Here is a 25,873-nt window from a genome sequence, read left to right as displayed (position 1 = left end):
ATATTGGGTAATATTACAGAAATCCATAGAAAATCAAACAATTAATAATTGAACTCATTTTTTTTACTCCATTTTCACTCCTCTTTATATATACGTAACAAAAACCCCTACTTTTTCACTGGTCTCGGACGGTTCTTGTGTTGCAAATATAGCAACACAAGAAATAGATGTTTTATTAGTTCCACACAAGACTAAGTGAAACGGGAGAACCGTCCCTCTGTTTCGGTCATGGTCAGTGGTAGTTTCATTTCCAGCCTAATGTGGTATAATACACCTAGAAGCTGAATATATTAAAAAGAGCCCAGCTGGAACTGGACTCTTTGGATAAGCGGTTCCCTAAAGTCGGGATCGGCTACTCTTACAGAATAGACCTCTCCCAAAAACTTTACTGGTGATTAGGGAGGTCTATTTATTTTTGATCATCGTAATGACCAAAGCGAGCAATGCAATCAGCAAGGTACCGAAACTTCCTAATACCATCAAAACCTCATACATACTCATGGGCATCACCCCCGTTTCGAAAAGGGATTAGCCGACCGCCCTTAAAAGGAACATTATCTAACGAAAGTATAACACAGATAGTTGAAACGTACATTCTATTTTATAACCTCTGTGATTAGATTTCAGAATTTTCGTATGGCTTTCCGCTTAATCGCTAAGTGGTGTGGACTGCCCCCCCCTAAACTGATTCCCAAATTTCTCCCACCTGCATACACTGATGAAAAAGTGGAGGAATCAATATGTATAGATACCCATATTATTATGTAATGCCAGCACCTATGCCAATGCCTGTGTACCATTATGGTATGCCTTCTTTAGAAATGCGCCAGCAAGTGAGCGCTCAGGAGGTTATGCAGCGGCTTCGTTCTGAACATAGCAATTTATATTCGGAGCTTGAGCAAGCTGGAATGAACAGGCAAATTACGGATTATGTATTTTTATTTGTTGTTAATTATACATTAAACCAAGCGAATACGAACCAGTCAGCCGCGCAAGTTTATCAGCAATTTCAGCGGCAGGTACCATGGTTTTCCTTATTGTTCTCGCAAATGAATGTACCGACTAGTGTCATGGATCGCGTATTAACCCGGGTTATTGAAATTACATTGGAAATGGCGGGCGCTGATCAGCCCGAGGAGCCAGGGCAAGGTTGGCAAGGCTGGGAAAGCCTAGGTGGCGCTTTAACCTCAGCACCGGCTGTTTCCTCATGGCAAAATAACCGGCTGGATGTATTTGCGCGTGGAACAGACGATGCGCTTTATCATATCTGGTGGAATGGCAGCAGGTGGAGTAACTGGGAAAGCCTTGGCGGTGAATTAACATCTGCTCCAGCTGCCGTTTCTTGGGGATCAAATCGAATTGATGTATTTGTTCGGGGCACAGACAACGCGCTTTATCATAAATGGTGGAATGGTAGCAGTTGGAGTGACTGGGAGAACCTTGGTGGTGTGCTGACTAGTGGCCCCGCTGTTTCCTCACGCAGAAACAACCAGCTTGATGTTTTTGTCCGTGGAAATGGTAACAAGCTTTATAAAAAAACATGGAACGGCTCAAGCTGGGAGAATTGGGAAGACCTTGGTGGCAACTTAACCTCGGAACCGGCAGCCGTTTCATGGGGACCAAATCGGATTGATGTCTTCGCTAGAGGGCAAAATAACAATTTAATTCATAAATGGTGGAATGGAAGGTCCTGGAGCAATTGGGAAAGCCTTGGAGGAACATTAACAAGTGCTCCGGCAGTATCTTCCAGACGGCCAAATCATTTGGAAGTCTTTGTCAGAGGCACAGGCAACCGGCTCTACCGGAGAGAATGGAATGGTTCTCGCTGGAGTGACTGGCAAAACCTTGACGGTAACTTAACTTCTGCACCCGCAGCAGTTTCCTGGGGACCAAACCGTACTGATGTCTTTTCCAGGGGACAGAATCAGGATCTTATCCATTTGTGGCGGGGGCGGTAATTGAGTGAAATGATTAATCAGTAGTGACCTGATTGTTAGTTGAATCGGACATTTACTGGCAGTTGAGCCCCACTTATCTTTCTCAGAAAAAGGTGTCAATCCCCCACTTCTCTGCAGTGAATTAGCGGAGATAATTTATATTTTGACTTAAAAAATAACCCAGGTAATGCTGATTCAATAAGCATTACCTGGGTTTTTGCTATATATCATTCCAATCTAGCTTTCCCGTGTTTAGTTGTTAAATTAATATTTCCCCTTTAATCGATTTAAAATCAAAGTGCCACGTTTTTTTCTGCAGACAAACTGCCTTTCATTACAATCTCCCCGGAAATAACTTTATCCAGATGCCACCACCATTGTTCAATGGGCTCATCAGAATTAGAAAAATCATAAACCTGTTCTAATTGATCTTTGAAATCTTTAATATTATCTAATAAATACAGATCATGCTGATATAATTTTAACTTTTCCTGATTAGTTATATTGTTCATTTCTTTTTCTAAATTAGTACGAAGGTTTAAAGCATTCAATGTTTCGAACGGACTTAAATTTAGACTGTCTAATAGAATTCCGTAATCATTTACTTTCTTCATCATTGACATTTCGTTCAACCTCCCTCAAAATACCTAAATAAACATAACCATTCTTCCCAAAATGTTGTTCATATTCAGTATCTATTATTTCATAAGCAGTTTCCATTACACCATTTTCTCCTACAATAACCTCCCAATTTCTTTTGTAATCACCGATCGCAAAATAATTCTGATTAAAGAATTCCTTGTAATACAAGTATAACTCATTTCCGCCATCGTTAATTATACTGGTAATCAAATTATTGTAGTCCTTCAAAGTAAAATCATTAGGAATATGCCCTAATTCCTTCCTTTTTATTAGATGTCCTTCCCCCTTGCCTGCTTTCCAATTTATCTCGCCTTTTTTTAATCCATCGATTACTTTTAGCGCTTTCTTTATTATATTTATATTCAATTTTACACCCCCAACGAACAACACTTCAACAATAGTATAAACAGATTTAAAATTATGTAAATTAAACCGTCTTAAAGGTGTTTTTAATTATTTATATAGTACATTTACCTGCGTTTTTATCCCTCAATCCAGTAGGTATTGGTTCAAGTGTGGCGAGAGACTGAAATTGTTTGACCTGAGTTCCTACCGTGTTATCTATCTTCTTAAAAAGTTCATCTTTTGAAAGACCTTCTTTAAGATGGTGAATATTTTTTATAGGGTGGTATCCAAATATTTTAGATACATTCTTCATTTCTAATTTAGTTGCCACGCTAGTTATTCTCGCCCCACCTTACGTTCTAACAGAAATAGCTAGTGTTAACCGGTCAATGATAATTGCGATAAATACGATACTAATTCCTGCTTCAAATCCTTCCGCCACATCAATTCGATTTAAAGCTGACAACACTTCCAAACCAAGACCTTCCACACCTACCATGGAAGCAACTACTACCATTGCGAGTGCCATCATCGTTGTTTGGTTCACTCCAGTCATGATTGTTGGCAGTGCCTGAGGAATCTGTACCTTTCTCAGTAACTGCGGTTTCGACGAACCAAATGCTAAACCAGCCTCTACCATTTCCTCAGGAACCCCGCGAATCGCCAAATTCGTTAGACGGATAATTGGTGGCAGCGCATAAATAATGGTAGCAAGCACACCAGGAACCAGTCCTAAACCGAAGAAAAAGATTCCTGGAATAAGATAAACAAAAGACGGCATTGTTTGCATCGCATCAAGCAATGGTTTAATAAAGGTTTCAAATCGATTACTAGAAGCCATGATAATCCCAAGGGGTAACCCAATTATGACGGTAATAACCACACTTGCAATGACGATGGTTAATGTGTACATCGTCGCTTCCCACAATCCAAACATACCGATTAAAAATAAAAAGACACTATAAAGAATACCCGACCCAACTGATTTGTATTGGCAAGCGAGTAGAAAAATGACCAAAATAAAATACCACCAAGGAACCCATGTGAGAAAATCATTCAAATGAACAAACACCCATAAAAGTCCCGATTTAACCACGTCAAAAAAATCCGCCCAATGAACGGTTAGCCAACTGACAAGCATATCAATATAATTTCCTATATTAAAGATTAGTTTTTCTGGAAATTCAAACATACGTAAACCTTCACCAACTTTCTCACCTTACAATTCCAATGCTGACAATGCAGCTTTTACTTTTTCAGCAATGTCTTCTGGAAGCCACTGAGTCCATACCTCTTCATAATTTTCTAAGAACCATATTGCCGCTTCCTCAGCATTTGCCTCATTCTCCTGCATATAAAGTAGGGCTTCTCCTGTAATAGCCGTCGACGTTTGATAATTACTCAAGAATTCGGCAACATCCGGTGCTTTCTCCGGAAAATCTGCATGTGCCGCAATATAAGCAGGGTTTTCAGGGAATTTCGTACCATAGTTTTCATTAAATACCTCTTCATCATAAGGAGGTTCTTCAAGAAGCGTCATATCATACTTCGTCATTGCCCATGTCGGTGACCATTGATAACCGACCCATGGCTCATAATTCATATATGCCCTGGCAAGCGATGCAGTGACCGCTCCAGCAGATCCAGGTGTGAAATAATTAAAATGTCCACTTAAACCATAAGTGTTCACTTTTTCCTGCAAAATTTCATCTATCACCGTTCCGCTTGGCGCACCAATGACTACACCTTTGGATGGGTCTTCCGGATCCCTGAACAGTTCAGGGTATTTCTTCAAATCCTCCACTGTTTTCAAATCAGGTGCCATCGGCTCAATTCCATTCTCCGGATCACCTTCAATCACATATGTTGGTACATGAAACCCTTGATCTTTAGTTACCATATTAGTAGAAAGCTGGACGATTTCACCGGCATCAAGTGCCTCCAAATAGGGTTCCTCCAAGTTTACATACCAAAGTTCCATATAAACATCAATTTCACCTGTAGTGAGTCCTGTAAATGTCGCAATAGAAGAACCATTTACAAAGTCAACAGGATAATTGTAGCCATTTTCAATGATAAAGGCTGCGATATAATTATGTAATTGCATACTATCCCATCCACCATCAGCTATGGAAATTACTTCTTTATCAGCAGCATTTGTCCCGTCTTCTGAGACATTGCTATATACGCCTAATCCAATTAATAGGACAAGCATAAAAGACCAAATATATCCCCATTTCCCTCTCATTTTCTCTCTCCTTCCACAAATAAGTATAGTGTAAGACCCTGGTTGGAAACAAGGGGACGGTTCTTGTGTTGCAAATAGAGCAACACGAGAACCGTCCCGGCGTTTCATAGATATTTTATTAATTCTACACAAAACGAGGTGAAACGGGAGAACCGTCCCCGCGTTTCTATTCCTCTAATAATTCCTTTGCCTTCTCATCATCTGCTTCCAATTCTAGGCCAGTATCTACTAAAGGACTTACAGTCGAAACAGCTTTCATCTTATGACCTTGGAAGAAGTCTATGAAATCCTGTTGGTTGACTGAATATAGAACTGCTTGACGTAATGCCACGCTATCAGATACTTCGCGGTCTTTCATATTAAAGGATAGATATCTAACGCCATTACTTTCATTTTGTTGTAAAGTTAATTTTTCATCATCTGTAACAATTTCATATTTATTTTCTGGTACCCCATTTAATATATGAATTTCGCCATTTCGTAATGCTGATAAGGCACTATCTGGGTCTTGAATAAATTTAACTACAACTTCATTAATTTTTGGTTCATATTCTGTTCCAGGCATGTAAGCCGGATTTTTGATGAAATGTGCTTCATAATCATTTTTATACGTTAGAATATATGGTCCACTGGCATATAAATGGTTATCGTAATTTTCACCTTCAGTTACAGTCTTCTGATCACCATAGGCAATGTCAGTATTTACATCATATTCTTCCACTTCATACGTATTGATGCTTTCCACTTGTTCCTTTGAAACGATACCAGCTGATTGATGTGCCAGGTAATTTAAGACTTGTGGAAAGGCTTTTTCTGTGGTTACTTTAACAACTTGATATGCGCCAGAAGCATTATCTGCGTCCGTTTTATCTGTAACTAAACTTGAAATATTTTGATCAATGCCTTCTTCTAAACTTTCCTTTACCGTTTTACCATCTGCTGTTTGTGTATCAAGTTCTGCTGGGTCACTAACAATTGAGATTTCCTCCATACTTTCATGAAGGCTATAGGTACGGTGGTCAGGCACTGAGTCTTTATCCTTTGCACGCTCTAGCGAATAAACAACATCCTCAGCCCCTACAAGTTCACCAGAGTCAACTGCATTATTATCCTCTACAGCTGCAAAATGAATGTCATCACGTAATAGGAAGTAATAATCAGTATTACCTTCAGCTATCGTATGGTTTAATGATAAGGAACCGTCTGATACTACCTGATCATCATCCGTTAAGTTGACAAGTCTTACATACATATTTGTATTTAATGTATTGATTGATCCATCATTCCCTTTGATTGGGTCCAGTGAAGTTAAAGAACCTATGGCCTGTTGATGGATTAAGGCTTGCGTATCTCTCAGTGATTCATCGTTGAAATCCATTGCTTCCCACACTGCTGCTCTTGATTTGGGTAAGCGAACTGTTGATTCATCGACAATTTCGTGATTAACTCCTTGTGCTTTATAAGAGGTATATAATGGAACAATATAAGCATTGTCAAAAACTATATGTTGCTCCAATTCTTTATATGTCTCGGTATATTCCTCTGGTAATTGGGAGCTGGCTTTTTCAATTAATTCATCTGCTTTTTCATCTGCAAACAAGCTATTGTCTCCATCAGAAGTAAATAAAGAACGAACTGCATAATCCGGGTTACCTGTAACAGTAGTCCAGCTATTTAATGCAATATCATAATTGCCCGCCTCTTTTTGTGAAGTAAAACTACCATAGTCAGGTTGAATATTAAGTTCAACATTAAAACCATTTTTTGTAAGCTGATCACGTAAAATATTTATATCGTCTTGATTCGTACCTGTACCTAATATTTCAACCGTTGCCGAAGCATCAATTGAAGCATCTGAGTCGTCTTCCTCTTTCACCTCTGACTCTGTATTAAGACAACCAGCTAACAATAAAACCAGTGCCAGAAGTAATAGTATTAATTTCTTTTTCATTTAAAGAACCTCCATTAATTTATTTGTTTACTAATTTTGGATCAAGTGCATCTCTTAACCCATCTCCAAAGAAGTTGAAGGAAAGTACTAATAATACAATTGCAATTCCGGGGAAAATAGCTAAATAGGGATTCGTTTCTAAATACATACTTCCTAATTGTAAAATGTTACCCCACTCTGGAATATGCGGTTCTACACCTAACCCTAAAAAGCTTAAGCTACTTGTTGCTATTACTGCAGTCCCTATCGTAAGTGTGGCTTTAACAATCATCGGTGCAAATGAGTTAGGAACCACTTGTTTAAAGATAATTTTCCAATCACGTTCCCCTAAAGCTCTTGCAGCTTCAACAAATTCAAAATTGGAGACCATTAAAACATTGGCTCGCATGGTTCTTGCATACGTTGGAATGGATCCAACACTTAAAGCGATAATTAAATTTGTTGTATTTGAACCAAAAGCAGCAATGATTGCTATAGCAAGTAAAATACCAGGTACAGCATATAGGACATCTAAGACTCGCATGATCGTATTATCAATGGTTTTACTGTAGTAACCAGCAATGGCTCCCAAGAAACCACCAATCACAAAGGGGATGATTGTTGTTAACACACCTACTAAAAGTGAAATACGAGCACCAAAGATAATCCGTGAAAAGACATCCCGTCCAAAGTTATCTGTACCAAATGGATGGGTCAAACTTGGCTCAAGCAGCATCGCTCCATAGTTGTTTTCGATAGCAAAGGTATCCACAAACGTACCATAGCTGGTAATAGAAATGGCGAATGTGAATATAACAAAAAGTAAGCCAAGCATTGCCGTAAAGTTTTTTGTGATGCCAAACCAAATATTATTCCACTTGTCTATCAAAGATGAATCCTGGGTTGTTGATTTTAAGATAATACTATAACCTAAAATAAAACCAAATAAATTTCCAGTAAATCCTACCAGTATTAGTATTACTCCCAGCCATTTAAATTTTGGATTCACCGCACCCTCTAAATCTATCTTTCCAAACATGATGACTAACCCAATTTCAAATAAGGTTACTGCGAAAAGAATCGCCATCGAAAGCATAAATGTGTTGGAAACATATGGCTTAAACAAGTTAAATAACGTTATAGTAACAATTAAAAACTGAGTGATGAGCATGTAATATGCCAGTGTATACTCAATAGAGTCCTTGCGTCGTAATAAACGAAGGGCAAAAGTCGTCGTGAAGACATTTCCACCTAAGACACTGGAAAGCTGTAATGCACTTAGAAAGATGGTTCTTTTTTGGACAGCTCTCTCATTTAGTAAATCTCTTTTTAAACTATATACAATGAATGCCTGCAAAGATGACCCTATCATATAAATGATTGCCAGGACACTCCATCCCATGCTCCAAGTTCTTCCCGCAAAATCATACGCATTGAATAAGAAAAATACCATTAATGCTAGTGAAATAACAAGAGCGAATTGTGCATGCTTATACGCTTGTGACTGTTTTAATGCAAAGTCTTGCTGGTTAGCCATTTTTTCACCTCACCTAAGTATTTTTCATTTGCGAGCGGGTTCTTGGATCAAGTAAGGTATATAAAATATCTATTATTAAGTTGACTAGTGAAATAACAATCGCTATATAAACCACCCCGCCAAGGACAGCAGGGATGTCTGGAACAAATTGTTTATCAACAATATAACTTCCTAGTCCACTAATATTAAATACTTTCTCCGTTACCGCTGCTCCACCTAGCATGCCGCCAAATTGCAGACCAATAATTGTAATAATTGGAATCATAGCATTACGCAAAGCGTGATTAACAAATACTCTTTGAGGTAGCAAACCTTTTGCTTTAGCAGTCACAATGTAATCTTCATTCACCACTTCTAATATAGAAGACCTTGTCATTCGGGCCACAGAAGCAGTCAATCCCGTTCCTAACACAATGACAGGCATAATAATAGACAACCAATCACTAGGAGAATAAGTTGCAGGCAATATATGCCACTTAATTGAAAAGTTCAATATAAAAATGAGCCCTTGCCAAAAGTTAGGAATAGATAAACCAATTAATGCGATGAACATAAAACTGTAATCCCAGAATGAATTCCTTTTTGCCGCAGATATCATTCCTACAGGTATAGCGATTGCAATTGACATTAATAAAGACCAAAAAGCTATGATTAGTGTGATTGGGAATTTATTAGAAATACTCGACATGACATCTTCATTCCCTGTATAGGAATAGCCTAAATCAAATGTAATAATTCCCTTAACTGCATCCCATAGCTGAACCAGGTACGGTTGATCCAAGCCATATTGGTGATTGAATTCTATCCGCTGCTCTTTTGTTGCTGCCTCTCCTAAGATATTTGCAGCAGGGTCTGATGGAGAAAAGTATAAAATCGTAAAAACAAAAATAGTTACGGAAATAATCACAAAGGCGGTCATCCACAACCGTTCAAAAATAAACCGCATCATTGGTCTGGGATATATGAATAAAAATAAATACATCAGCAGTCCTGGAATAAAGCTAATTCTAATAAAAGTGCAATTTTGTAAGCATTGTTGAAAAAAGCTTTGGTAATTCGTTTCTCGATAATTCTCATTTTCCAATTCAGCCTTAGCTATTTTTATAACCTGTACATCTGCCAGTTTAATAACTTCTGCTTTCATTTCTTTTTCATTAATTGCTTCATTGAAAAATTGTTTTTTACTAACATGCTGCTTCTCATAACGTTGTATGAGTTCGTTATATGTAGAAGACTGTTTGATTGTTTCTATTCGTTTATGCAGTAACAATCTATATTTTGTATCTTTGTATTTTATTTGATAGATCACCCAAGTCACTATATGAACTGGAAGACCCAGCAGTATTATAGAAAAACGCAACAGCGTATGTGAGCTTATATTTCCATATATTTTATCGAAACGATTCACATGTTGTTCGTTTTTATTTTCTTCATATGACAGTCAAATCCCTCCTCACTTAATATCTTGATTATTCCTAGTGATTTAGTATACTATTTAAGTATACAGTATAAGATTATATTTTAGGGAAGTCAATCAAAATTTAAAATAATAGAAAACGAGGGTTTACTTCATGGAGAAATTATTATCAGTAGAAAATTTACATGTATCCTTTCTTTCCAATCAAGATGTATTTGAGGCCGTCAGCGGCGTTTCCTTTGATGTGGAAAAAGGAGAAACATTAGGTATAGTCGGTGAATCAGGTTCCGGAAAAAGTGTCACGGCACGTTCCATCATGCAATTGTTGCCACCGGATTCATCTTTAATGACGGATGGAAAAATTGAATTTTTAGGTGAAGAGATTTCATCCTACACAGAAAGTCAAATGGAAGCAATTCGTGGACAAAAAATTAGTATGATTTTTCAGGATCCCATGACTTCTCTTAATCCAACCATTAAAGTAGGAAAACAAATAGATGAAATTCTGATTAAACATCAAAAATTCTCATCCAAACAGGCAAAGAAAGAAACCATTGAAATGCTGGAACATGTTGGTATAAAAAATGCAGAAGAACGATACAGTCAGTACCCACATGAATTTTCAGGTGGAATGCGTCAACGAGTTATGATTGCAATGGCTCTTGCATGTGAACCAAAGCTACTGATTGCGGATGAGCCAACAACTGCATTGGATGTAACGATTCAAGCACAGATCTTACGTTTAATGAAAAAGATGCAAAAGCAATTTGGTACTTCCATCATTCTGATTACCCATGATCTAGGCGTAGTGGCTGGTATGTGTGACCGTGTTGTTGTCATGAAAGAAGGAGAGATTGTTGAGAGTAATACGACTGAGAACATATTTTCAGCACCTCAGCATCCCTATACTCAAAAATTATTAAAGGCATTACCACGTTTAGATGATAAGAAAGTTCCAAAAATCCCATCAAACCTGCCAGAAGATATTGATTTGAATCAACCATTAATTGAAGTGCAAAATTTGCAGCAAGTATTTCCCCTAGGTGCTGGACAAACATTAAAAGCGGTAGATTCAATCAATTTCACCATCGAACCTGGTGAGACATTAGGTCTGGTAGGCGAATCCGGTTCCGGAAAATCCACCACCGGAAGATTGCTTTTACAGCTTCAAAATGCAACTGAAGGTGAAATATTATATAAAGGGATGGCAATTAATCGCTTGAATAAAAAGCAAATGAAGCAACTGCGAAAAGAAATCCAGATAATCTTTCAAGACCCATTTGCTTCACTAAATCCGAGAATGAAAGTTTTAGACATCATCGGACAATCCTTGGATATTCATAAATTATGTAAAACAAAAGCGGAACGGCTTTTGCGAGTGAAAGAATTATTAGAATTGGTTGGATTAGAAAAAGAGCATGCCACGAGATATCCACATGAATTCTCTGGTGGACAGCGTCAAAGGATTGGTATTGCAAGAGCTCTAGCTGTGAATCCAAAATTTATTGTATGTGATGAACCATTATCCGCACTCGATGTATCTATACAAGCTCAAATTGTTGATTTGTTAAAAGATTTACAGAAAAAGTTCGGTTTGACATATCTGTTCATAGCTCATGATTTATCAATGGTAAAGCATATTAGTGATCGGATTGCTGTCATGAATTCAGGAAAAATTATTGAGCTGGCAGACAGTGAGGAACTATACAATAATCCAATCCATCCCTATACCAAGTCCCTATTATCGGCCGTTCCTGTACCAGAACCAGAAACAGAGTCAAAAAAATTATTAATTGAAGTAGAAGAACAACCAAGTTTTGATTTTAAGGGAAGTATGTTTCAGGAAGTGAAGGAGGGGCATTGGGTATTGGTGGATTAAGAGGTTTTTTCTGTGGTGATACAAGGGGACGGTTCTTGTGTTGCAAATAGAGCAAAACAAGAAGCTACTCAAGACTAAGTGAAAGGGGAGAACCGTCCCCTCGTATCCATACAAGCTTCAATAAGCGCATTTCCCGTGGAATTAACAGTGACTACTGACCTAAACCCAATTGGGGTCAGAATCACGTACATTTAGATCAAAACAGTAAAAAAGAGCATTGAAAAGTCCATTTACTAGGTTAAACTTTTCAATGCTGATTTTTTTGAAAGTCAACCCTTATTTTTAGGTAAACTTGAATAGTTATATAGTGGTTATATAGTTCATATAGTTTTTATTTAACATCTTTCTTCAAGAACCCTAGCATAATTGCTGTTATTACTGTACCGATTGCAAGTGCTAGTAGATATAAGAACGGGTTACCTTCAAGTATTGGGATTACAAATACTCCACCGTGTGGTGCTGGTGATCCAATTCCAAATAGCATCGATAATGCACCAGCTACAGCTGAACCAACAACAACTGATGGGATTACCCGCCCTGGATCTGCTGCTGCAAATGGGATGGCACCTTCTGTTATAAAGGATGCGCCCATAATGAAGTTCGTTTTCCCAGCTTCTCTTTCCTGCTTTGTAAACTTTCTTGCAAACAAAATAGTTGCTAATGCAATTCCAAGTGGTGGAACCATTCCGCCAGCCATGATTGCTGCATGTGGTCCTATGATTCCATCAGCAATCATTGCGATACCAAATGTATAAGCAGCTTTGTTAACTGGTCCACCCATATCAATTGCCATCATTCCACCTAGAATTAAGCCAAGTAACACAGCATTCGTCGTTCCCATACCAGCTAACCAGTCACCTAAGGCTGTATTAAACGCACCTACTGGCTGATCAACGATAAAGAACATGATCATTCCAGTAATAAAGACACTTAACACTGGATAAAGTAGAATTGTTTTTATACCTTCAAGAGATTGTGGTAGGTTTTTTAATACATTTTTTAACCAAACAACAATATATCCAGCAAGAAAGCCAGCGATAATTCCTCCAATAAATCCGGATCCACCTTGGGCTGCCATGAAGCCACCGATCATACCAGGCGCTAGACCAGGTCGATCCGCTATACTCATGGCGATAAAACCTGCAAGTACAGGAATCATCAATCCAAATGCATTTCCGCCACCGATCGTATTTAATGCTTCAGCGAAACGATTATATCCTTCCTCCCCGGGAATATGTGCTTCAATCCCGAATAAGAAACCAAGGGCGATTAAAATCCCACCACCTACAACAAATGGCAGCATGTGAGATACACCATTCATCAGATGTCTATAGAAAGCATTTTGACCTTTACTTTTTTCGGTAGTATTTGAATTAGATGATTTCTCGCCACTATTGAAAATTGGTGCTTTTCCATCTACAACTCTAGTAATGAGTTCTTCCGGTTTACGAATACCGTCTGCAACACCAACCTGAATAACCGGTTTGCCATTAAAACGTTCCATTTCAACCTTAGTATCTGCTGCTACTATTATTCCATCGGCTTGGTCAATTTCTTCAGCTGTTAGTACATTTTTAGCTCCACCAGAACCACGGGTTTCTACTTTAATATCTATGTCTAATTCTTTAGCTTTCGCTTTTATTGAATCAGCAGCCATATAAGTATGTGCTATACCCGTAGGACAAGCTGTAACCGCAAGTAACTTCTTACCTTTGACCTCTGGTACATCTCCAATTTCATCTTTTACTCTTTCTTTTTCTTTTTGATCAATGAGAGACAGTACTTCTTCTGGAGAACTAGATTCCATTAATTGCTGTCTGAATGATTCGTCCATTAACATAGCAGATAATCTGGCGAGTGAATCTAGATGATCATTATTTGCCCCTTCACTAGCAGCAATCATAAAGAATAAATGACTTGGCTTTTGGTCCAGTGCTTCATAGTCTACCCCACCTTTCGACTTACCAAAAACAATTGACGGTATTTTGACCGCACTTGTTTTGGCGTGTGGAATAGCTACTCCATCTCCAATACCTGTTGTTCCTTGTTCTTCTCTTGCCCAAATAGCTTTCTTAAAAGCATCTTTGTCAACTAATCTACCTGCAGAATCAAGTTTTTCTACTAGTTCATCAATTACGTCAGACTTAGTGCTTGCATTTAAGTCCACAATAACTATATCTGACCTCAGCAATTCTGTAATCTTCATCTCTCTTCCCTCCCTTTATATGGTTAGTAAAACATCAGAAATCAATTGTTCAACTTCTTCTCTTTCACATAAATCACTCGAAAATGCTGTTGCACTACCCGAAGCTACTCCATATAGGAAAGCTTTCCTATAATCTTTCTCTTTGAAATACGATGCAAGAAAACCGCCAACAAGGGAATCTCCTGCACCTACAGAACTTTTCAATTTCCCTGGAGGAACTTCTGCTGTTACAATCTGACTTTCATTTATAAAGATAGCTCCTTCGCCCCCCATTGAGACAATAACATTTTGAGCACCTAATTGGACCAACTCTTTAGCACCTTTGATAGCATCCTGCTTGGTATTAACTTCTCGGTCAAGGATTTGACTAATCTCTCTTTGATTCGGTTTGATTAAAAATGGACGATAGGTTAGTAAATCTTTTAATGAACGATTCGGTATGTCTATTATTAATGAGACACCGTTTTCACTACATATGGACGAAATCGTATTGTAAATGTCAATAGAAATGGATGAAGGTATACTACCGGATAGAACAAGATAATCATTTGAATTTAGGCTTTTTATTTTTTGAATTAACTGTGCTTGGATCTCTTTATTAATATATGCCCCATTGCCATTTACTTCTGTTTCTTCCCTAGCTGTCTTAATTTTCATATTGATTCGAGTTGGTTCATCGTGAATGGCAAAGTCTGTTTTTATCCCTTCGTCATGTAATTTCTCCAGTATGAATGTCCCTGTAAATCCGCCAATAAATCCTAAAGCTGTTGACTCTACATCCAAATTGTTGAGAACTCTTGAAACATTGATTCCTTTTCCACCTGGATAAAATGCTGTGTTTTCAACTCGATTTAATGTGCCTAATTCCAGTTGTTTTGTGTCGATTTGATAATCTACGGATGGATTTAAAGTGCATGTATATATCATTTATCTATAACCTCAATACTTGTTTTTTCTTTAAAATCATTTATAGTATCTTCATCTGCTTCATTCGTTATAATAACTGCATCTTCCAGTTCAGCTATTTGAGTGAATGTAACCTCATGGAATTTAGTGTGGTCTGCTAGAACGTAAACATTCTGCCCCATTTTCATAGCCACCGACTTTAATGTTGCTTCTTCAGGATCTGGTGTAGTATATCCATAGTTTAAATGAATTCCATTGACACCGATAAAGCTTTTGTCAAAGCGAAATTTTCTCAATGTATCAACAGCCATTTGACCGATTAATGCTTCCGTTCTTGGCTTTACAAAACCACCTAGTACGTACGTATGAAATTCCTTTTCCAGTAATGGCTTTAGATGACTTGGACTATTAGTTACAACGGTAATATTCTTTGCATTTATATATGGAATCATATTATTGGTTGTTGTACCTGCATCCAAAAATATACAGTCATTATCCTTAATTAAGCTTGCAGCATATTTTGCAATACGCACCTTTTCTGAAAGATATTTTGTGGATTTTTCTAAAATGCTTGGTTCCTCTTTTTTCTGATGTAATATAGAAGCACCACCATGAACCCGCTTTAACTTATTCTTTTGTTCAAGCTGACTTAAGTCTCTTCTAATTGTTGACTCTGAAGAATTTAACTCATCAACTAATTCTTGAATTCTAATGATTTTCCTTTGTTCTATTAATTGCAGGATCGTTCGATGTCTTTCTGCTGTTATCAAAACCAACACTCTCCCTTCAAAAATACGAATAACTTTCAAAACCAATCAAAATCATTCATAAAATTAATACTATAATATCTTTTGTTAAATCTTGATTATATAATAACTAAAACGCTTCCAAAAGTCAACCACATTCATTCATTTTCTTCCGTAAATAATCATTAACAACCAAAATCAATCATTATTTGCCTGTAGTACATACTCAAAAGTAATTTTAAGTATCCCACAACAATTCAAGGTTGTTGATCCCTGTCACTTCCCGTAATTTCCCGGAATTCGTCTTATTTTACCGAAATAAGTCTCCCTCTTCTAGCATGTGGCGTAGCCCAGTGGTAAGGGGGAGATGAATTTCAGGTATTAATATAGTTCTCGGGGAATATTTTACACATACAAAGTTGCTAACATTTATTATTATTTACCATCCAGCTAAATAAACCAAATTGTCATCACAACATAATAATGCTATAATTAAGACATTATAATTCTTTAAGGAGATGATTTTATGCCTGATATTCGTCCGATAAAAGATTTAAGAAATACAACAGAAATCTCTGAACTGTGTCACCAAAGTAAAGAGCCAATTTTTATTACAAAAAATGGCTATGGAGATATGGTTATCATGAGTATGGAAACTTACGAAAAGTCTATGGCGCAAACAGAATTGTATCAAAAGTTAGCTGAAGCAGAAGTGCAAATAAAAAATGGGGATAAACTTTTAGATGGAGAAGAGGCCTTTAGGGATCTCAAAGAAAAACATAGGGGAATATAAGTAGAAATATAGATAAACCAAATCTTTAAGATCAGTACTTTACCTCTTCATTACTTAAAAGTCGTTGTGCATTGGGATTTGGCGCCAGCCCCCATTACTCTATCACTTTCGACCCTGTCACTTTCAGAAATTATCGGTTTTTTATAAAAAAGTTGTTAGCTTCCCCACTGATCCGAAATAACATCATAATAAATAACCTCTAAATATTCACCTTTATTGCATTATAAAAACCCAAACCATTTGAGATTTGGGTTATAATTAATCTAATATTCTTAAACAAAGTGGTTCAATTTTCTATGATCATTTATCTTTTAAGAAAATGTTCCATTTCATCTTCACTAATATCTGCAGGCGTGATTCCCCGATTCTTACAATAATCATATAAGGCACGAACTTTTACCCGTGGTTCATTTGAGGAGCGTGGAATAGCATATACGCCATCTGGAAAGTTATTGTCAAACTCTTTAATTTGATCAATCATCTTTTTCTCACTGACCTTTTTAACATTATACCCTTTTTCTGTGGGAATAAAAACCACTTGGACAGCTAAATAAAAAAGAAAAGATCCTATTACAAGCTACCTCCAAATTCACTCACTATCCTCCTTAGCCTTCCTAAACAAAGCCTCCGGAATCATTTCAAACCCCTCGATCACCGTATTTTCTTCCACTTCTATCATTAAGCAAAGTTTTCCGTTCAATTCAACCTGACGTACATATCTTAGATCCTGTGGACTAATGGATATATCCGCTACTTTTGTCTTTATTTTGATTGACTTTGACGTGTATTTTGGTACGATGCTGCTTGCTTTTAACTCATATTTTTCATCATCAATGACAGTTTTAAATGCCTCTTCTACTTTTTCCGGTTCGACTTCATTTACCCCACTGCTTGTCAAAACTTTTTCCACATCTTTGTAGTCCAGTTTCGGTACTTCTTCCTCTTCATTCTCTTCCATAACACGATGAATTTCTTCGTATACATTCGAAAGTGTGGATGTATTGATTTGGTCTCCCGTTACTTTTTTCACAATTTCCTCAAATACAATTTTATCCTCTTGTGCAGTCATTGTTTCCTCTGCATTTAATACTTCCTCGATGAAATGATAATTTAGTTCATAAGCCTTCCCTGCCGAATATAGTACATGGTTGACGTCCTGTGCATTATCCGTGAAGCACGGGAATAAAAACCCTGATATGGGAGCTTTCAAATTGATAATCGGGTCGACGACGAAATTATATTTAAACTCTTTTTCCACATAGTCAAACAGCAATTCTTTTTTCGAATCCTGCGTTTTATTCATACTGCATAAAATAAAGGAATTGGAATAAACCATATCCCGTGCACTTTCTTCCGCCTCTTCACTCCCACGCTTCGCCGATTTCATATATTCTCCCCGAATAAAAGTTACGACAATATCCATTTCATATTCTTTATCTTTCAGCATTTTTTCCACGAGCTGGAGCATATGACCTTTCCACTCTTCTGAATCATTACTTAAAAGACCCTCATGAAGAACGAACTGACTGCTATTTTCCACGTCTCGCTGGAATTTTAATTCAAATAATTTTTCATCCAACTGGCCTGACAGTACTTTTTTAAAATTAGCCATAAATAACTCTTTCTGTTCCTCTTCCAACAAATCAAATGGCAGACTTTCCTGATGATAAATCTCACTCGATTCTTTCATAATATACACATTAAATATTTCATGTATTTTTAATAAATCATTATTTAATTTAAATTGTTTACGAATATTTGCGATGTCTTTTTTATTCAATCCTGTTTCACTCCTAGGTTAGTTATCAGCATGTTGTTTCCTATATACATTCTATCATTTTATCATAGATACCAGTTATCACTCTAAATAAATTCTGGTAATCTCCCTTTCTCCTTTATAAATTCCTATTTCAACTATTTCACTAAAAAACACCCGTCATAACCACACCTAATCCCTTTTTTTTCGGAAAAATTATGTATCCCTTCTCTTTTCATGTATATTGAAAGTAGTACATAATAGAATGACGCACGAACAGCAACAGCTTGATTATATGAATGGGGGATAAACGATGAGAAAAATTATTTTATCAACAGAGAGTGGAGCAGATTTACCAGAGGATTTAGCAGCAAGACATAATGTGCAAGTTGTTCCAATGCATGTCATCATGGATGATAAGGATTATTTAGATGGTTCCCTGCCCGTACAGGAAATTTATGATTATTATGATCGGACGAAAAATATACCCTCTACAACGTCTACAAATTCCCATGAATATCAAGAATTTTTCACAAAGATAAATGCAGATTATCCTGATTGTATCATTGTTCATATTGGCTACACGTCGAAGGCCTCTTCCTCCTTTCAACATGCAGTGATTGCATCGGAAGAATTCGACAACCTTTTTCTCATTGATGCTTTGAATGTTACAGGTGGATTAACTGCGATTGTGATGTATGCTGTGAACCTGTTAGAGCAGGAACCCACGTTAGAACCTGAACAATTAGTAGAAAAAATTAAAGCTATTATTCCTAAATCAAAGCTCGCTTTCGTGCCTGGCAGCCTGGATTTTTTAAGAGCCGGTGGACGTGTAAGTAATGTGGCTTATCTCGGTGGGGCTTTGTTAAAATTAAAGCCTCGAATTGAATTAATTGACGGAAATCTTGTTTCCAATAAAAAATACCGTGGAAAAATGAGTAAAGTTTCAGAAAAGCTAATGCAGGATTATTTAAATCAATACGATATCGATCGGAAGCAGCTTTATTTAATCTACTCTATCGGTCTTGATGAAGGGATTAAGCAACGGATGACTGAAATCGCAACCGAACATGGTTTCATAAATATAAAATGGATGCAAGCAGGTTCTATGATTTCTACTCACTCCGGACCCGGTGGTTTCGGGATTGCCGGGTTGGAAGTTTAAATTGTGAAAGTGGCTTAGGTAGGAAGAATGATGCCAGACCCCCGCTTTTATCATGTCTTACAAAAACAAAAAATAATCCCTCACTAGCTTTTAGCAGGACAGTGAGGGGTTATTCTTAACTATACCTTTGCCCCTCTTGATGGGGTTTGGTCTTATTCTATTAAAATAACTCCCGTGCCAATAAGCGATAAACTTCCAATCGTTTTTCCTGCGAATGTGGAATACTACAAATCATGGCCTCATCAAATCCATATTGTTGCTGTTCTGCTTGCAGTTGGGTTGCGATTTCTTTAGCCGATCCCACCAAATGCAGTTTACGATTGTTTTGAATCATCATGCAATCCATTTCGGACAATGGATAATCTTGAGCTTCTTCAGGTGTTAATGCTTGATCCATTTTCCCCTTCATCAAGCCTAAACGGGAAATATCCTGCGGCAATGCTTCAAACTCAGCTTCTTCCTTCGTTTCAGCCGTTGTTACCATGTAGGCTGCATTAATTTCCGGCTTCTCCATAAATACGGAAGGCTGAAAATGATGTTTATAGGCATCTAAAATTTCTTTGGTCATTTCCCCGTTGAAAAATTGGGCGAAAGAATAGCCAACACCCATCCTTGCAGTTTGTAGTGCACTATTGCCGCTTGATCCCAACATCCAGGCTTCCGGTAAAGTGATTTCAGATGGTGTTGCAATCATGGAGCTGTACAAACTGTCTCCAGGCACGTCATCACTGATCAACTTCAATGCTGTATCAAATTTTTCATACATATTGTTTAACATCGGTTGACGTCCTTCAGATAATGCATATATGGCGTTATTATCCCCTCCAGGAGCTCTCCCGACACCAAAATCAATCCGGCCGGGCGAAAAAGCACTAAGTGTTTTAAATACTTCAGCTAATTTTAAAGGCGAATAATGCATCATCATTACGCCGCCTGTACCGATACGAATATTCTTCGTCTTGGCAGCCAAACGTGCCGCTATTATTTCCGGTGCTGAACTGGTATAGGCTTCTGTTGCGTGATGCTCCGCCATCCACATACGATGATAGCCTAATTCATCGGCTACTATTGCGAGCTCTTCCGCCTTTTTCAATGCATCAACAGCCGTATTACCACTCGTAACAGGGGCTTGATCCAGTACACTTAATCTCATTTATAAACTTCCTTTCCCATCCTTGGAATTGCTTATTGCAGCTTTTTCTTATACATAATCCCTCCACTTGTACTTGAAGGCGATCTGAATGTAGCTCATTGGATAAAGAGGCGATTATTGTTTCTCGCTTCAGTACAGACTTCAACCTTTTATGCCTGGTACAGAAGTTATCAAATCCGCATTGACTCACTTTTTTTATCTTGTTTTTCTATCCAATTATTTCTAGTCAATTTCATATTAATAGAATCTATCCATTCTCCTTCGAACTCTAAATCGTTTTTATCAATACTATCTATTATAAACCCTGCTTTTTCATATACTTTCTTTGCTCTGGGATTGAAAGCAAAAACACCTAATGTCAGTTCGTTCAGGTCAGAATTTTTAAAAACATAATCGACAATTAGCTGTGTTGCTTCCGTTCCTAATCCTCGATTTCTACCTTTAGGTCCAATGAGTATTCTAAAATTCATTCTGTGATTTTTCTCATCATATAAGTTGACCACAGCTTCTCCAATTAGGATATGTTGGATTTTATCAACAATGGCGAGATCTAAACGATTGACTTGTTTATTTCTTGTGTTATACCAATCAATCGTTTCGTCCCTATTGTATTCAGGAGAACTTCCTGTTAATTTTACAACTTCTGGGTCCAATAAACACTCTTCTATATACGGAAAATCTTCTTCTGTTTTAAAAGGTCTTAATATAACCTTTTCTCCTTCGATAGTAGGTTTATGACTGAAATCTATCATTTTTTCACTCCATTGACTCTAGGTATCCTTATCATTTATTTCGACGGAACCAGCTTTTTTGCAGTTTCCTTATTGAAACGATTTGCCCAATATGATAAGCGTTATGTGTAACAGCATTTCCAAGCAAATCACGCCATTTAGCCGGTACCGGAAATCCTTTTACCTCATTTTCCAGCTGTTCCTCAGTTAACAAGTCCTGCCATCGCAGCAGCACCCGTAATAGCTGTTCTTTTAATTGAATAAATGTTTTATTTTCTGGAGCAATGAAGCTTTTCTCGTTAGCTTCAATGGACGGAACAGCATTATAATCAGACTTTTGATATTTTATTTGCCATGTTTCATTCCAGTAAATTAAATGCTGCACAATCTCAGCGATACTATGACTATCTTCATTAGGCTTCCAGAATGCTTCTTCCTCTGATAAATTTTCAACCGTTTCGGAAAAGGGAAGATACCAGCTAGGATCATTGGTATTTGCCAGGAACTGATCCAACAGAACATCTTTAACATGTGACATGAGTCTCATCTCCTATGTAATAGAATTATTTTACAAGCTCCTTATATCATTAACAAGTATTGGCAGCCCACGATAGAATAAATGCTGCCTGCGGAAGTTTTTCTTCAAACTAAGGTTAAAGCATGAATTCCTCCGACTGCCAGTCTTCAGCCGATCCTTCATATTGTTACATACATCATTCTTGAGTCCAGGAAAATGGTAGAATAAAAATATCCACTTTCTTCATCTCCTTGTTTTGATGATCTCTTTAATTTATTATACCATTTCTAATCTGTCATGAGTTCTTATAGGTTTCAGAAAAGAAAAAACTGAATCACAATTAGATTCAGTCCAAAGGATTTACCTTTATTACAGTAACAGCTACTACTATTCACTATTCAGTTTTAAATATCCATCAATATAGGAACAATCATTGGCTCTTTCTTCGTATGTTCTTTTACATATTGTGCGATGGACCTTTTTATCTGTTTTTTTATTGTATTCCATGAATATCTATTTGCTTCATGCAGCTCATTGATTGTTTCCATCGTAATTCGATTCATTCCTTCTCGAAGTTCAGAGAAATTCTGATCGACGAATCCCCGGGAAATAAATTCGGGTTCGGAAAGGACTTTTTCTTCTTGTTTATTCATCGGTATAATAATCATGAGCATTCCTTCCTCTGAAATTTGTTTTCGGTCACGCAATACAAATTCCATATTTCCTACATCCACACCGTCCACATACGTGTTACCACTCGGTATAGTCCTAGTGCTGCGGGCAATAGAATTTTCAATATCCACAACATCACCATTTTTTATGATAAATGTGTTGTCCTCTTCTACACCTACAGATTCCGCAAGTATTCGGTGATGATGCAGCATTCGATATTCACCATGAATAGGTATGAAGTATTTTGGCTTCATAAGGGTAAGCATAAGTCTTAAATCCTCTTGATACCCATGACCTGAAACATGCATTCCTGAACTACTTCCTGATCCATAAATGACATGTGCCCCAAGTTTATACAAGTTGTCGACAATACTGGTTACATTCCTTTCATTCCCAGGGATTGGACCTGCCGCAAAAATAACTATATCCTCTGGTAAGATTTCTACATCGCGAAAATTTCCTGTGGACAGACGGTTCAGAGCTGCCATTGTTTCTCCCTGGCTCCCGGTACACATAATAGTCACCATCTCCGGGGACAATTCATTAATATCACGGGTTTCAATTAACATACCTTTAGGAATAAATAAGTAACCACGTTCCATCGCAACCTTTACTACATTCACCATTGATCGACCAAGTAAGGCTAGTTTTCGCTTGGTTTTATCGGCAGCATTAACAACCTGTTGGATACGGCTAACATTTGAAGCAAAAGTAGATACAATAACCTTTCGTTTGGCTTGCGTAAAAATTTTTTCCAAATTTTCGCCTACCATTTGTTCGGAAGGAGTATAGCCGGGACGCTCTGCATTCGTACTCTCCGATAACAGAAGCAATACCCCCTTGTCTCCAATCTGAACCATTTTGTGAATATCCGGTCGTTCATTATTTGCTGGGGTTAAATCAAACTTGAAATCCCCGGTATTTACAATCGTTCCTTCTGGTGTGTTCATTGCAATCCCTAAACAATCCGGAATACTATGGTTTACTTTGAAAAAGGTGATATTCATTTCACCGATTTGAACTGTCGAATCCGAATTGATTTCAATCAGTTCACTTTCCCGTAAGATTCGATGTTCCTTTAATTTGACTTCAATTAGTCCCAGTGTGAAACTCGTTGCATACACTGGGACATTTATTTTTTTCAGGAAAAAAGGAATTCCCCCAATATGATCCTCATGGCCATGTGTAACAATTAAGGCACGCACCCTTTCTTTATTTTCAACTAGATAAGAAATATCAGGGATGATTAAATCAATTCCGAGTAAACTCTCATCAGGAAACTTATTTCCACAATCAATAATCACAATATCATTACCATATTCGATGGCGTACATATTTTTCCCGATTTCATTTAATCCACCAAGGGCAAAGATTGATACTACATTATCATTTGTTCGCACACTTATCCCTCCAACAAAATCAATATGGAATAGTATACCCTTGGTTTCTGTTTTTATAGGTGGGGATTATTCTGTCATAGTAAAAGAACTATCTCTTTTTTTCGGCATATACCAGTAGGAATTCATACCCGACAGCTGTTGAATGGATCCTCTTGGCATTTGAAACGTGGCATTAAATACATTAAGATAATCTCCAATACCAAACAACAAACTAAGGGATGCAAATGAAAAAATGATATCCGTTATAGCTAAGCTTTGTGGTAGATAAATCCAGATAAGCAGCGGTAGGAAGCCAAACACAATATTTGGCAATAAAGATAGAAAAATAAATCGTCCCTTTGAAATTGGTGCTGTAGAAACAACGAAAGCAGCTAAAGCCAATGGACTAACCCATAATTCCACTTTCTCGCCCTTCGGAAAAACGATCGCATGTAAATACTCGTGAGGGAGTATCATTAAAAAGGCCAAAATAAAGCCCCATAAATTGAAGAAGCGTATTTCAACCATACTTCCAGTTAAAAAGGATTTGAGAAATATAGCCAATACAATCAAAATAATTACTGGTAATACAAACAGAGCTGCAACTACATTAAGTTTCAACATTGAATCAGGCTCTTTAAATTTCACTGCATGCAAAGGCAGGTCTCCCACTGGAAGTTGATCCTTGCTTTTATAGATTCCTTTCCATTCTAACTTCATAGCATCTCCCCCCTTTTTGATTATTTTGTATCTTTTAAGTTATCAAGTTTATCTTTAATTTACTAGTATTTATTCCTGGACTTTTTGAACTGTCATTTATTCAGCTAACATGATGCTTCCATCCAACCAGGTAGCGGGCTGTATTTTCATTATCCTTTGTATGCTTTCTGTAACTCAGCTAGATCAAGTTTCTTCATTTTAAGAGTTGCCTTATTAACACGATCAATTTGTTCCGGGGTACCCGTCATCATCTCATCCATTTCTCTAGGCACAATCTGCCAGGACACTCCAAATTTATCTTTTAGCCAGCCGCATTGCTCTGCTTCAGGTACTGCAGACAGCTTGTCCCAGTAGTGATCAATCTCTGCTTGTGTGTCGCAATATACCATGAATGAGATTGCCTCATTAAAATTAAAGTTATGCTCATAAGCGCTGTCCATTGCGACAAACCACTGATTCAAAAGGCTGAAATCAGAAAACATGACTGTACCTTCTTTATCAGGTTCCATGCCCCCAGGGTAGTGGGCGATATGGCCCTGCCGTGAATTGCTAAATATCGATAAATAAAAATTCATTGCCTCTTCCGCTTTGCCACATTGATCGCCGACAAACAGTAGCGACGGCACTACCTGAGGCCGCTCTTTCCCATCTGGATCGGTAAGGATTAACTGCCACGTCAAACCATACTTATCCTGAATCCAGCCATACTTCTCACTGAACGGATACTTATCAAGTGGCATTAGCACGGTGCCACCCTCGGACAATTTGTTCCAGGCCTCATTTAATTTTTCTTCAGCGTCTTTTTCCCGCAATGGGTCAAAGTTAACGAAAAAAGAAACCGATGGATTGAATTTGAAATAAGGCCCTGCACTGATTGCCATGAACTTCTGTCCCCACAACTCAAAAGAGACCGAATCGACGTCACCTGATGGTGTGTCATGGACTGTTGTTGTATTCGTAATTCTCGAGTCTGGGAAAACGGAAGCATAAAACGCTGATGCTTCACTCGCTTCCTTGTCAAACCACAAATGTGGAACGATATTTTGATTTGTTTTTTCCATACTTATTCCTCCTCGTATAGTATATTTAAGAACAAAAAATTGCTCTTTGACAATTGAATAATTTCGTTACATTCAAAACATTTTGCTTGGGTATTGCGTGATGTCCTTAGATAATAGAATTGGAATGGATCCA

24 protein-coding genes are annotated in these 25,873 nt (G+C 37.5%); 4 read left to right on the top strand and 20 right to left on the bottom strand.

Translation table 11 applies throughout. The features are described from left to right. Window positions 1-405 precede the first annotated feature (405 nt). Entirely contained in the window at window positions 406-495 is a 90-nt protein-coding gene (locus CIL05_RS22725) for a putative holin-like toxin (RefSeq protein ID WP_276245363.1), read from the bottom strand. 245 nt (window positions 496-740) lie between these two features. Between CIL05_RS22725 and CIL05_RS20955 the strand changes: the two genes are divergently transcribed. Then, on the top strand, window positions 741-1,958 hold the full coding sequence (locus CIL05_RS20955) for a PLL family lectin (RefSeq protein WP_095657483.1): 1,218 nt from the start codon (window positions 741-743) through the stop codon (window positions 1,956-1,958). 272 nt (window positions 1,959-2,230) lie between these two features. Here CIL05_RS20955 and CIL05_RS20950 read toward each other — a convergent pair whose 3' ends face one another. The 8 genes from CIL05_RS20950 to CIL05_RS20915 all read right to left on the bottom strand — a co-directional run bounded on the left by CIL05_RS20950 (window position 2,231) and on the right by CIL05_RS20915 (window position 10,080). Beyond that, entirely contained in the window at window positions 2,231-2,560 is a 330-nt protein-coding gene (locus CIL05_RS20950; protein WP_095657482.1) for a hypothetical protein, read from the bottom strand. Beyond that, window positions 2,535-2,945 (bottom strand): hypothetical protein, encoded by a 411-nt coding sequence (locus CIL05_RS20945; RefSeq protein WP_095657481.1) that lies wholly within the window; start codon window positions 2,943-2,945, stop codon window positions 2,535-2,537. The genes CIL05_RS20950 and CIL05_RS20945 overlap by 26 nt, the downstream gene beginning before the upstream one ends. Before the next feature lie 91 nt (window positions 2,946-3,036). Beyond that, window positions 3,037-3,255, bottom strand: a complete 219-nt coding sequence (locus CIL05_RS20940) for a hypothetical protein (RefSeq protein ID WP_095657480.1) — start codon at window positions 3,253-3,255, stop codon at window positions 3,037-3,039. Window positions 3,256-3,276: 21 nt separating this feature from the next. After that, complete coding sequence (locus CIL05_RS20935) at window positions 3,277-4,116, bottom strand: ABC transporter permease (RefSeq protein ID WP_095657479.1); 840 nt, start codon at window positions 4,114-4,116, stop codon at window positions 3,277-3,279. Between the two features lie 27 nt (window positions 4,117-4,143). Further along, window positions 4,144-5,172, bottom strand: a complete 1,029-nt coding sequence (locus tag CIL05_RS20930) for an ABC transporter substrate-binding protein (protein ID WP_095657478.1) — start codon at window positions 5,170-5,172, stop codon at window positions 4,144-4,146. A gap of 166 nt (window positions 5,173-5,338) precedes the next feature. Beyond that, entirely contained in the window at window positions 5,339-7,123 is a 1,785-nt protein-coding gene (locus CIL05_RS20925) for an ABC transporter substrate-binding protein (RefSeq protein ID WP_095657477.1), read from the bottom strand. Window positions 7,124-7,142: 19 nt separating this feature from the next. After that, window positions 7,143-8,639 carry an ABC transporter permease gene (locus CIL05_RS20920; protein ID WP_095657476.1) on the bottom strand — a complete coding sequence of 499 codons (1,497 nt, stop codon included), beginning with the start codon at window positions 8,637-8,639 and terminating at the stop codon, window positions 7,143-7,145. A gap of 13 nt (window positions 8,640-8,652) precedes the next feature. Further along, window positions 8,653-10,080 carry an ABC transporter permease gene (locus CIL05_RS20915; RefSeq protein WP_439144853.1) on the bottom strand — a complete coding sequence of 476 codons (1,428 nt, stop codon included), beginning with the start codon at window positions 10,078-10,080 and terminating at the stop codon, window positions 8,653-8,655. A 130-nt stretch (window positions 10,081-10,210) separates the two neighbouring features. Between CIL05_RS20915 and CIL05_RS20910 the strand changes: the two genes are divergently transcribed. Beyond that, complete coding sequence (locus tag CIL05_RS20910) at window positions 10,211-11,935, top strand: ABC transporter ATP-binding protein (RefSeq protein ID WP_095657474.1); 1,725 nt, start codon at window positions 10,211-10,213, stop codon at window positions 11,933-11,935. A gap of 331 nt (window positions 11,936-12,266) precedes the next feature. On the opposite strand, the gene CIL05_RS20905 is transcribed toward CIL05_RS20910, so the two are convergent. Genes CIL05_RS20905 through CIL05_RS20895 form a run of 3 tightly spaced genes read right to left on the bottom strand, consistent with a single transcriptional unit; the run spans window position 12,267 to window position 15,817 of the window. Then, window positions 12,267-14,141 (bottom strand): PTS fructose transporter subunit IIABC, encoded by a 1,875-nt coding sequence (locus tag CIL05_RS20905; protein WP_095657473.1) that lies wholly within the window; start codon window positions 14,139-14,141, stop codon window positions 12,267-12,269. 15 nt (window positions 14,142-14,156) lie between these two features. Then, on the bottom strand, window positions 14,157-15,068 hold the full coding sequence (pfkB, locus tag CIL05_RS20900; RefSeq protein ID WP_095657472.1) for a 1-phosphofructokinase: 912 nt from the start codon (window positions 15,066-15,068) through the stop codon (window positions 14,157-14,159). Then, window positions 15,065-15,817, bottom strand: a complete 753-nt coding sequence (locus CIL05_RS20895) for a DeoR/GlpR family DNA-binding transcription regulator (RefSeq protein WP_095657471.1) — start codon at window positions 15,815-15,817, stop codon at window positions 15,065-15,067. Before CIL05_RS20895 ends, pfkB begins: the two co-directional genes overlap by 4 nt. Before the next feature lie 502 nt (window positions 15,818-16,319). Between CIL05_RS20895 and CIL05_RS20890 the strand changes: the two genes are divergently transcribed. Then, a complete protein-coding gene (locus CIL05_RS20890) occupies window positions 16,320-16,586 on the top strand; it encodes a type II toxin-antitoxin system Phd/YefM family antitoxin (RefSeq protein WP_095657470.1) in 267 nt (88 codons plus the stop codon). Window positions 16,587-16,890: 304 nt separating this feature from the next. Here the strand turns inward: CIL05_RS20890 and CIL05_RS22385 are convergent, their stop codons facing one another. Further along, window positions 16,891-17,067, bottom strand: coding sequence for a hypothetical protein (locus tag CIL05_RS22385; protein ID WP_165769187.1), 177 nt, complete (start codon window positions 17,065-17,067; stop codon window positions 16,891-16,893). A 108-nt stretch (window positions 17,068-17,175) separates the two neighbouring features. Next, a complete protein-coding gene (locus CIL05_RS20880) occupies window positions 17,176-18,366 on the bottom strand; it encodes a DUF4317 domain-containing protein (protein WP_095657468.1) in 1,191 nt (396 codons plus the stop codon). 289 nt (window positions 18,367-18,655) lie between these two features. Here CIL05_RS20880 and CIL05_RS20875 point away from each other — a divergent pair, with 289 nt between their 5' ends. Then, window positions 18,656-19,507: a DegV family protein gene (locus tag CIL05_RS20875; protein WP_095657467.1), complete on the top strand. Its 852-nt coding sequence runs from the start codon at window positions 18,656-18,658 to the stop codon at window positions 19,505-19,507. Between the two features lie 160 nt (window positions 19,508-19,667). Here the strand turns inward: CIL05_RS20875 and CIL05_RS20870 are convergent, their stop codons facing one another. The 6 genes from CIL05_RS20870 to CIL05_RS20845 form a co-directional block, all read right to left on the bottom strand. Next, window positions 19,668-20,660, bottom strand: a complete 993-nt coding sequence (locus CIL05_RS20870) for an LLM class flavin-dependent oxidoreductase (RefSeq protein ID WP_095657466.1) — start codon at window positions 20,658-20,660, stop codon at window positions 19,668-19,670. Between the two features lie 170 nt (window positions 20,661-20,830). Further along, window positions 20,831-21,412, bottom strand: a complete 582-nt coding sequence (locus CIL05_RS20865; RefSeq protein ID WP_095657465.1) for a GNAT family N-acetyltransferase — start codon at window positions 21,410-21,412, stop codon at window positions 20,831-20,833. 31 nt (window positions 21,413-21,443) lie between these two features. After that, entirely contained in the window at window positions 21,444-21,929 is a 486-nt protein-coding gene (locus tag CIL05_RS20860; protein WP_095657464.1) for a DinB family protein, read from the bottom strand. A gap of 383 nt (window positions 21,930-22,312) precedes the next feature. Then, window positions 22,313-23,980 carry a ribonuclease J gene (locus CIL05_RS20855; protein WP_095657463.1) on the bottom strand — a complete coding sequence of 556 codons (1,668 nt, stop codon included), beginning with the start codon at window positions 23,978-23,980 and terminating at the stop codon, window positions 22,313-22,315. A 66-nt stretch (window positions 23,981-24,046) separates the two neighbouring features. Beyond that, on the bottom strand, window positions 24,047-24,679 hold the full coding sequence (locus CIL05_RS20850) for a DUF3267 domain-containing protein (RefSeq protein ID WP_095657462.1): 633 nt from the start codon (window positions 24,677-24,679) through the stop codon (window positions 24,047-24,049). Between the two features lie 149 nt (window positions 24,680-24,828). After that, window positions 24,829-25,740: a VOC family protein gene (locus CIL05_RS20845; RefSeq protein ID WP_095657461.1), complete on the bottom strand. Its 912-nt coding sequence runs from the start codon at window positions 25,738-25,740 to the stop codon at window positions 24,829-24,831. Window positions 25,741-25,873: the final 133 nt, after the last annotated feature.

The organism is Virgibacillus profundi, assembly GCF_002287375.1.
In the GTDB taxonomy this organism is placed as follows: Bacteria; Bacillota; Bacilli; order Bacillales; family Amphibacillaceae; genus Virgibacillus_K; species Virgibacillus_K profundi.
This window is presented reverse-complemented; position numbering and strand designations above follow the sequence as displayed.

Coding starts and splice junctions, on each gene's coding strand:
- CIL05_RS22725 (WP_276245363.1), bottom strand. CDS start 495: ATGTATGAGGTTTTGATGGTATTAGGAAGTTTCGGTACCTTGCTGATT.
- CIL05_RS20955 (WP_095657483.1), top strand. CDS start 741: ATGTATAGATACCCATATTATTATGTAATGCCAGCACCTATGCCAATG.
- CIL05_RS20950 (WP_095657482.1), bottom strand. CDS start 2,560: ATGTCAATGATGAAGAAAGTAAATGATTACGGAATTCTATTAGACAGT.
- CIL05_RS20935 (WP_095657479.1), bottom strand. CDS start 4,116: ATGTTTGAATTTCCAGAAAAACTAATCTTTAATATAGGAAATTATATT.
- CIL05_RS20930 (WP_095657478.1), bottom strand. CDS start 5,172: ATGAGAGGGAAATGGGGATATATTTGGTCTTTTATGCTTGTCCTATTA.
- CIL05_RS20925 (WP_095657477.1), bottom strand. CDS start 7,123: ATGAAAAAGAAATTAATACTATTACTTCTGGCACTGGTTTTATTGTTA.
- CIL05_RS20920 (WP_095657476.1), bottom strand. CDS start 8,639: ATGGCTAACCAGCAAGACTTTGCATTAAAACAGTCACAAGCGTATAAG.
- CIL05_RS20910 (WP_095657474.1), top strand. CDS start 10,211: ATGGAGAAATTATTATCAGTAGAAAATTTACATGTATCCTTTCTTTCC.
- CIL05_RS20905 (WP_095657473.1), bottom strand. CDS start 14,141: ATGAAGATTACAGAATTGCTGAGGTCAGATATAGTTATTGTGGACTTA.
- pfkB (WP_095657472.1), bottom strand. CDS start 15,068: ATGATATATACATGCACTTTAAATCCATCCGTAGATTATCAAATCGAC.
- CIL05_RS20890 (WP_095657470.1), top strand. CDS start 16,320: ATGCCTGATATTCGTCCGATAAAAGATTTAAGAAATACAACAGAAATC.
- CIL05_RS22385 (WP_165769187.1), bottom strand. CDS start 17,067: ATGATTGATCAAATTAAAGAGTTTGACAATAACTTTCCAGATGGCGTA.
- CIL05_RS20875 (WP_095657467.1), top strand. CDS start 18,656: ATGAGAAAAATTATTTTATCAACAGAGAGTGGAGCAGATTTACCAGAG.
- CIL05_RS20870 (WP_095657466.1), bottom strand. CDS start 20,660: ATGAGATTAAGTGTACTGGATCAAGCCCCTGTTACGAGTGGTAATACG.
- CIL05_RS20865 (WP_095657465.1), bottom strand. CDS start 21,412: ATGATAGATTTCAGTCATAAACCTACTATCGAAGGAGAAAAGGTTATA.
- CIL05_RS20860 (WP_095657464.1), bottom strand. CDS start 21,929: ATGTCACATGTTAAAGATGTTCTGTTGGATCAGTTCCTGGCAAATACC.
- CIL05_RS20850 (WP_095657462.1), bottom strand. CDS start 24,679: ATGAAGTTAGAATGGAAAGGAATCTATAAAAGCAAGGATCAACTTCCA.
- CIL05_RS20845 (WP_095657461.1), bottom strand. CDS start 25,740: ATGGAAAAAACAAATCAAAATATCGTTCCACATTTGTGGTTTGACAAG.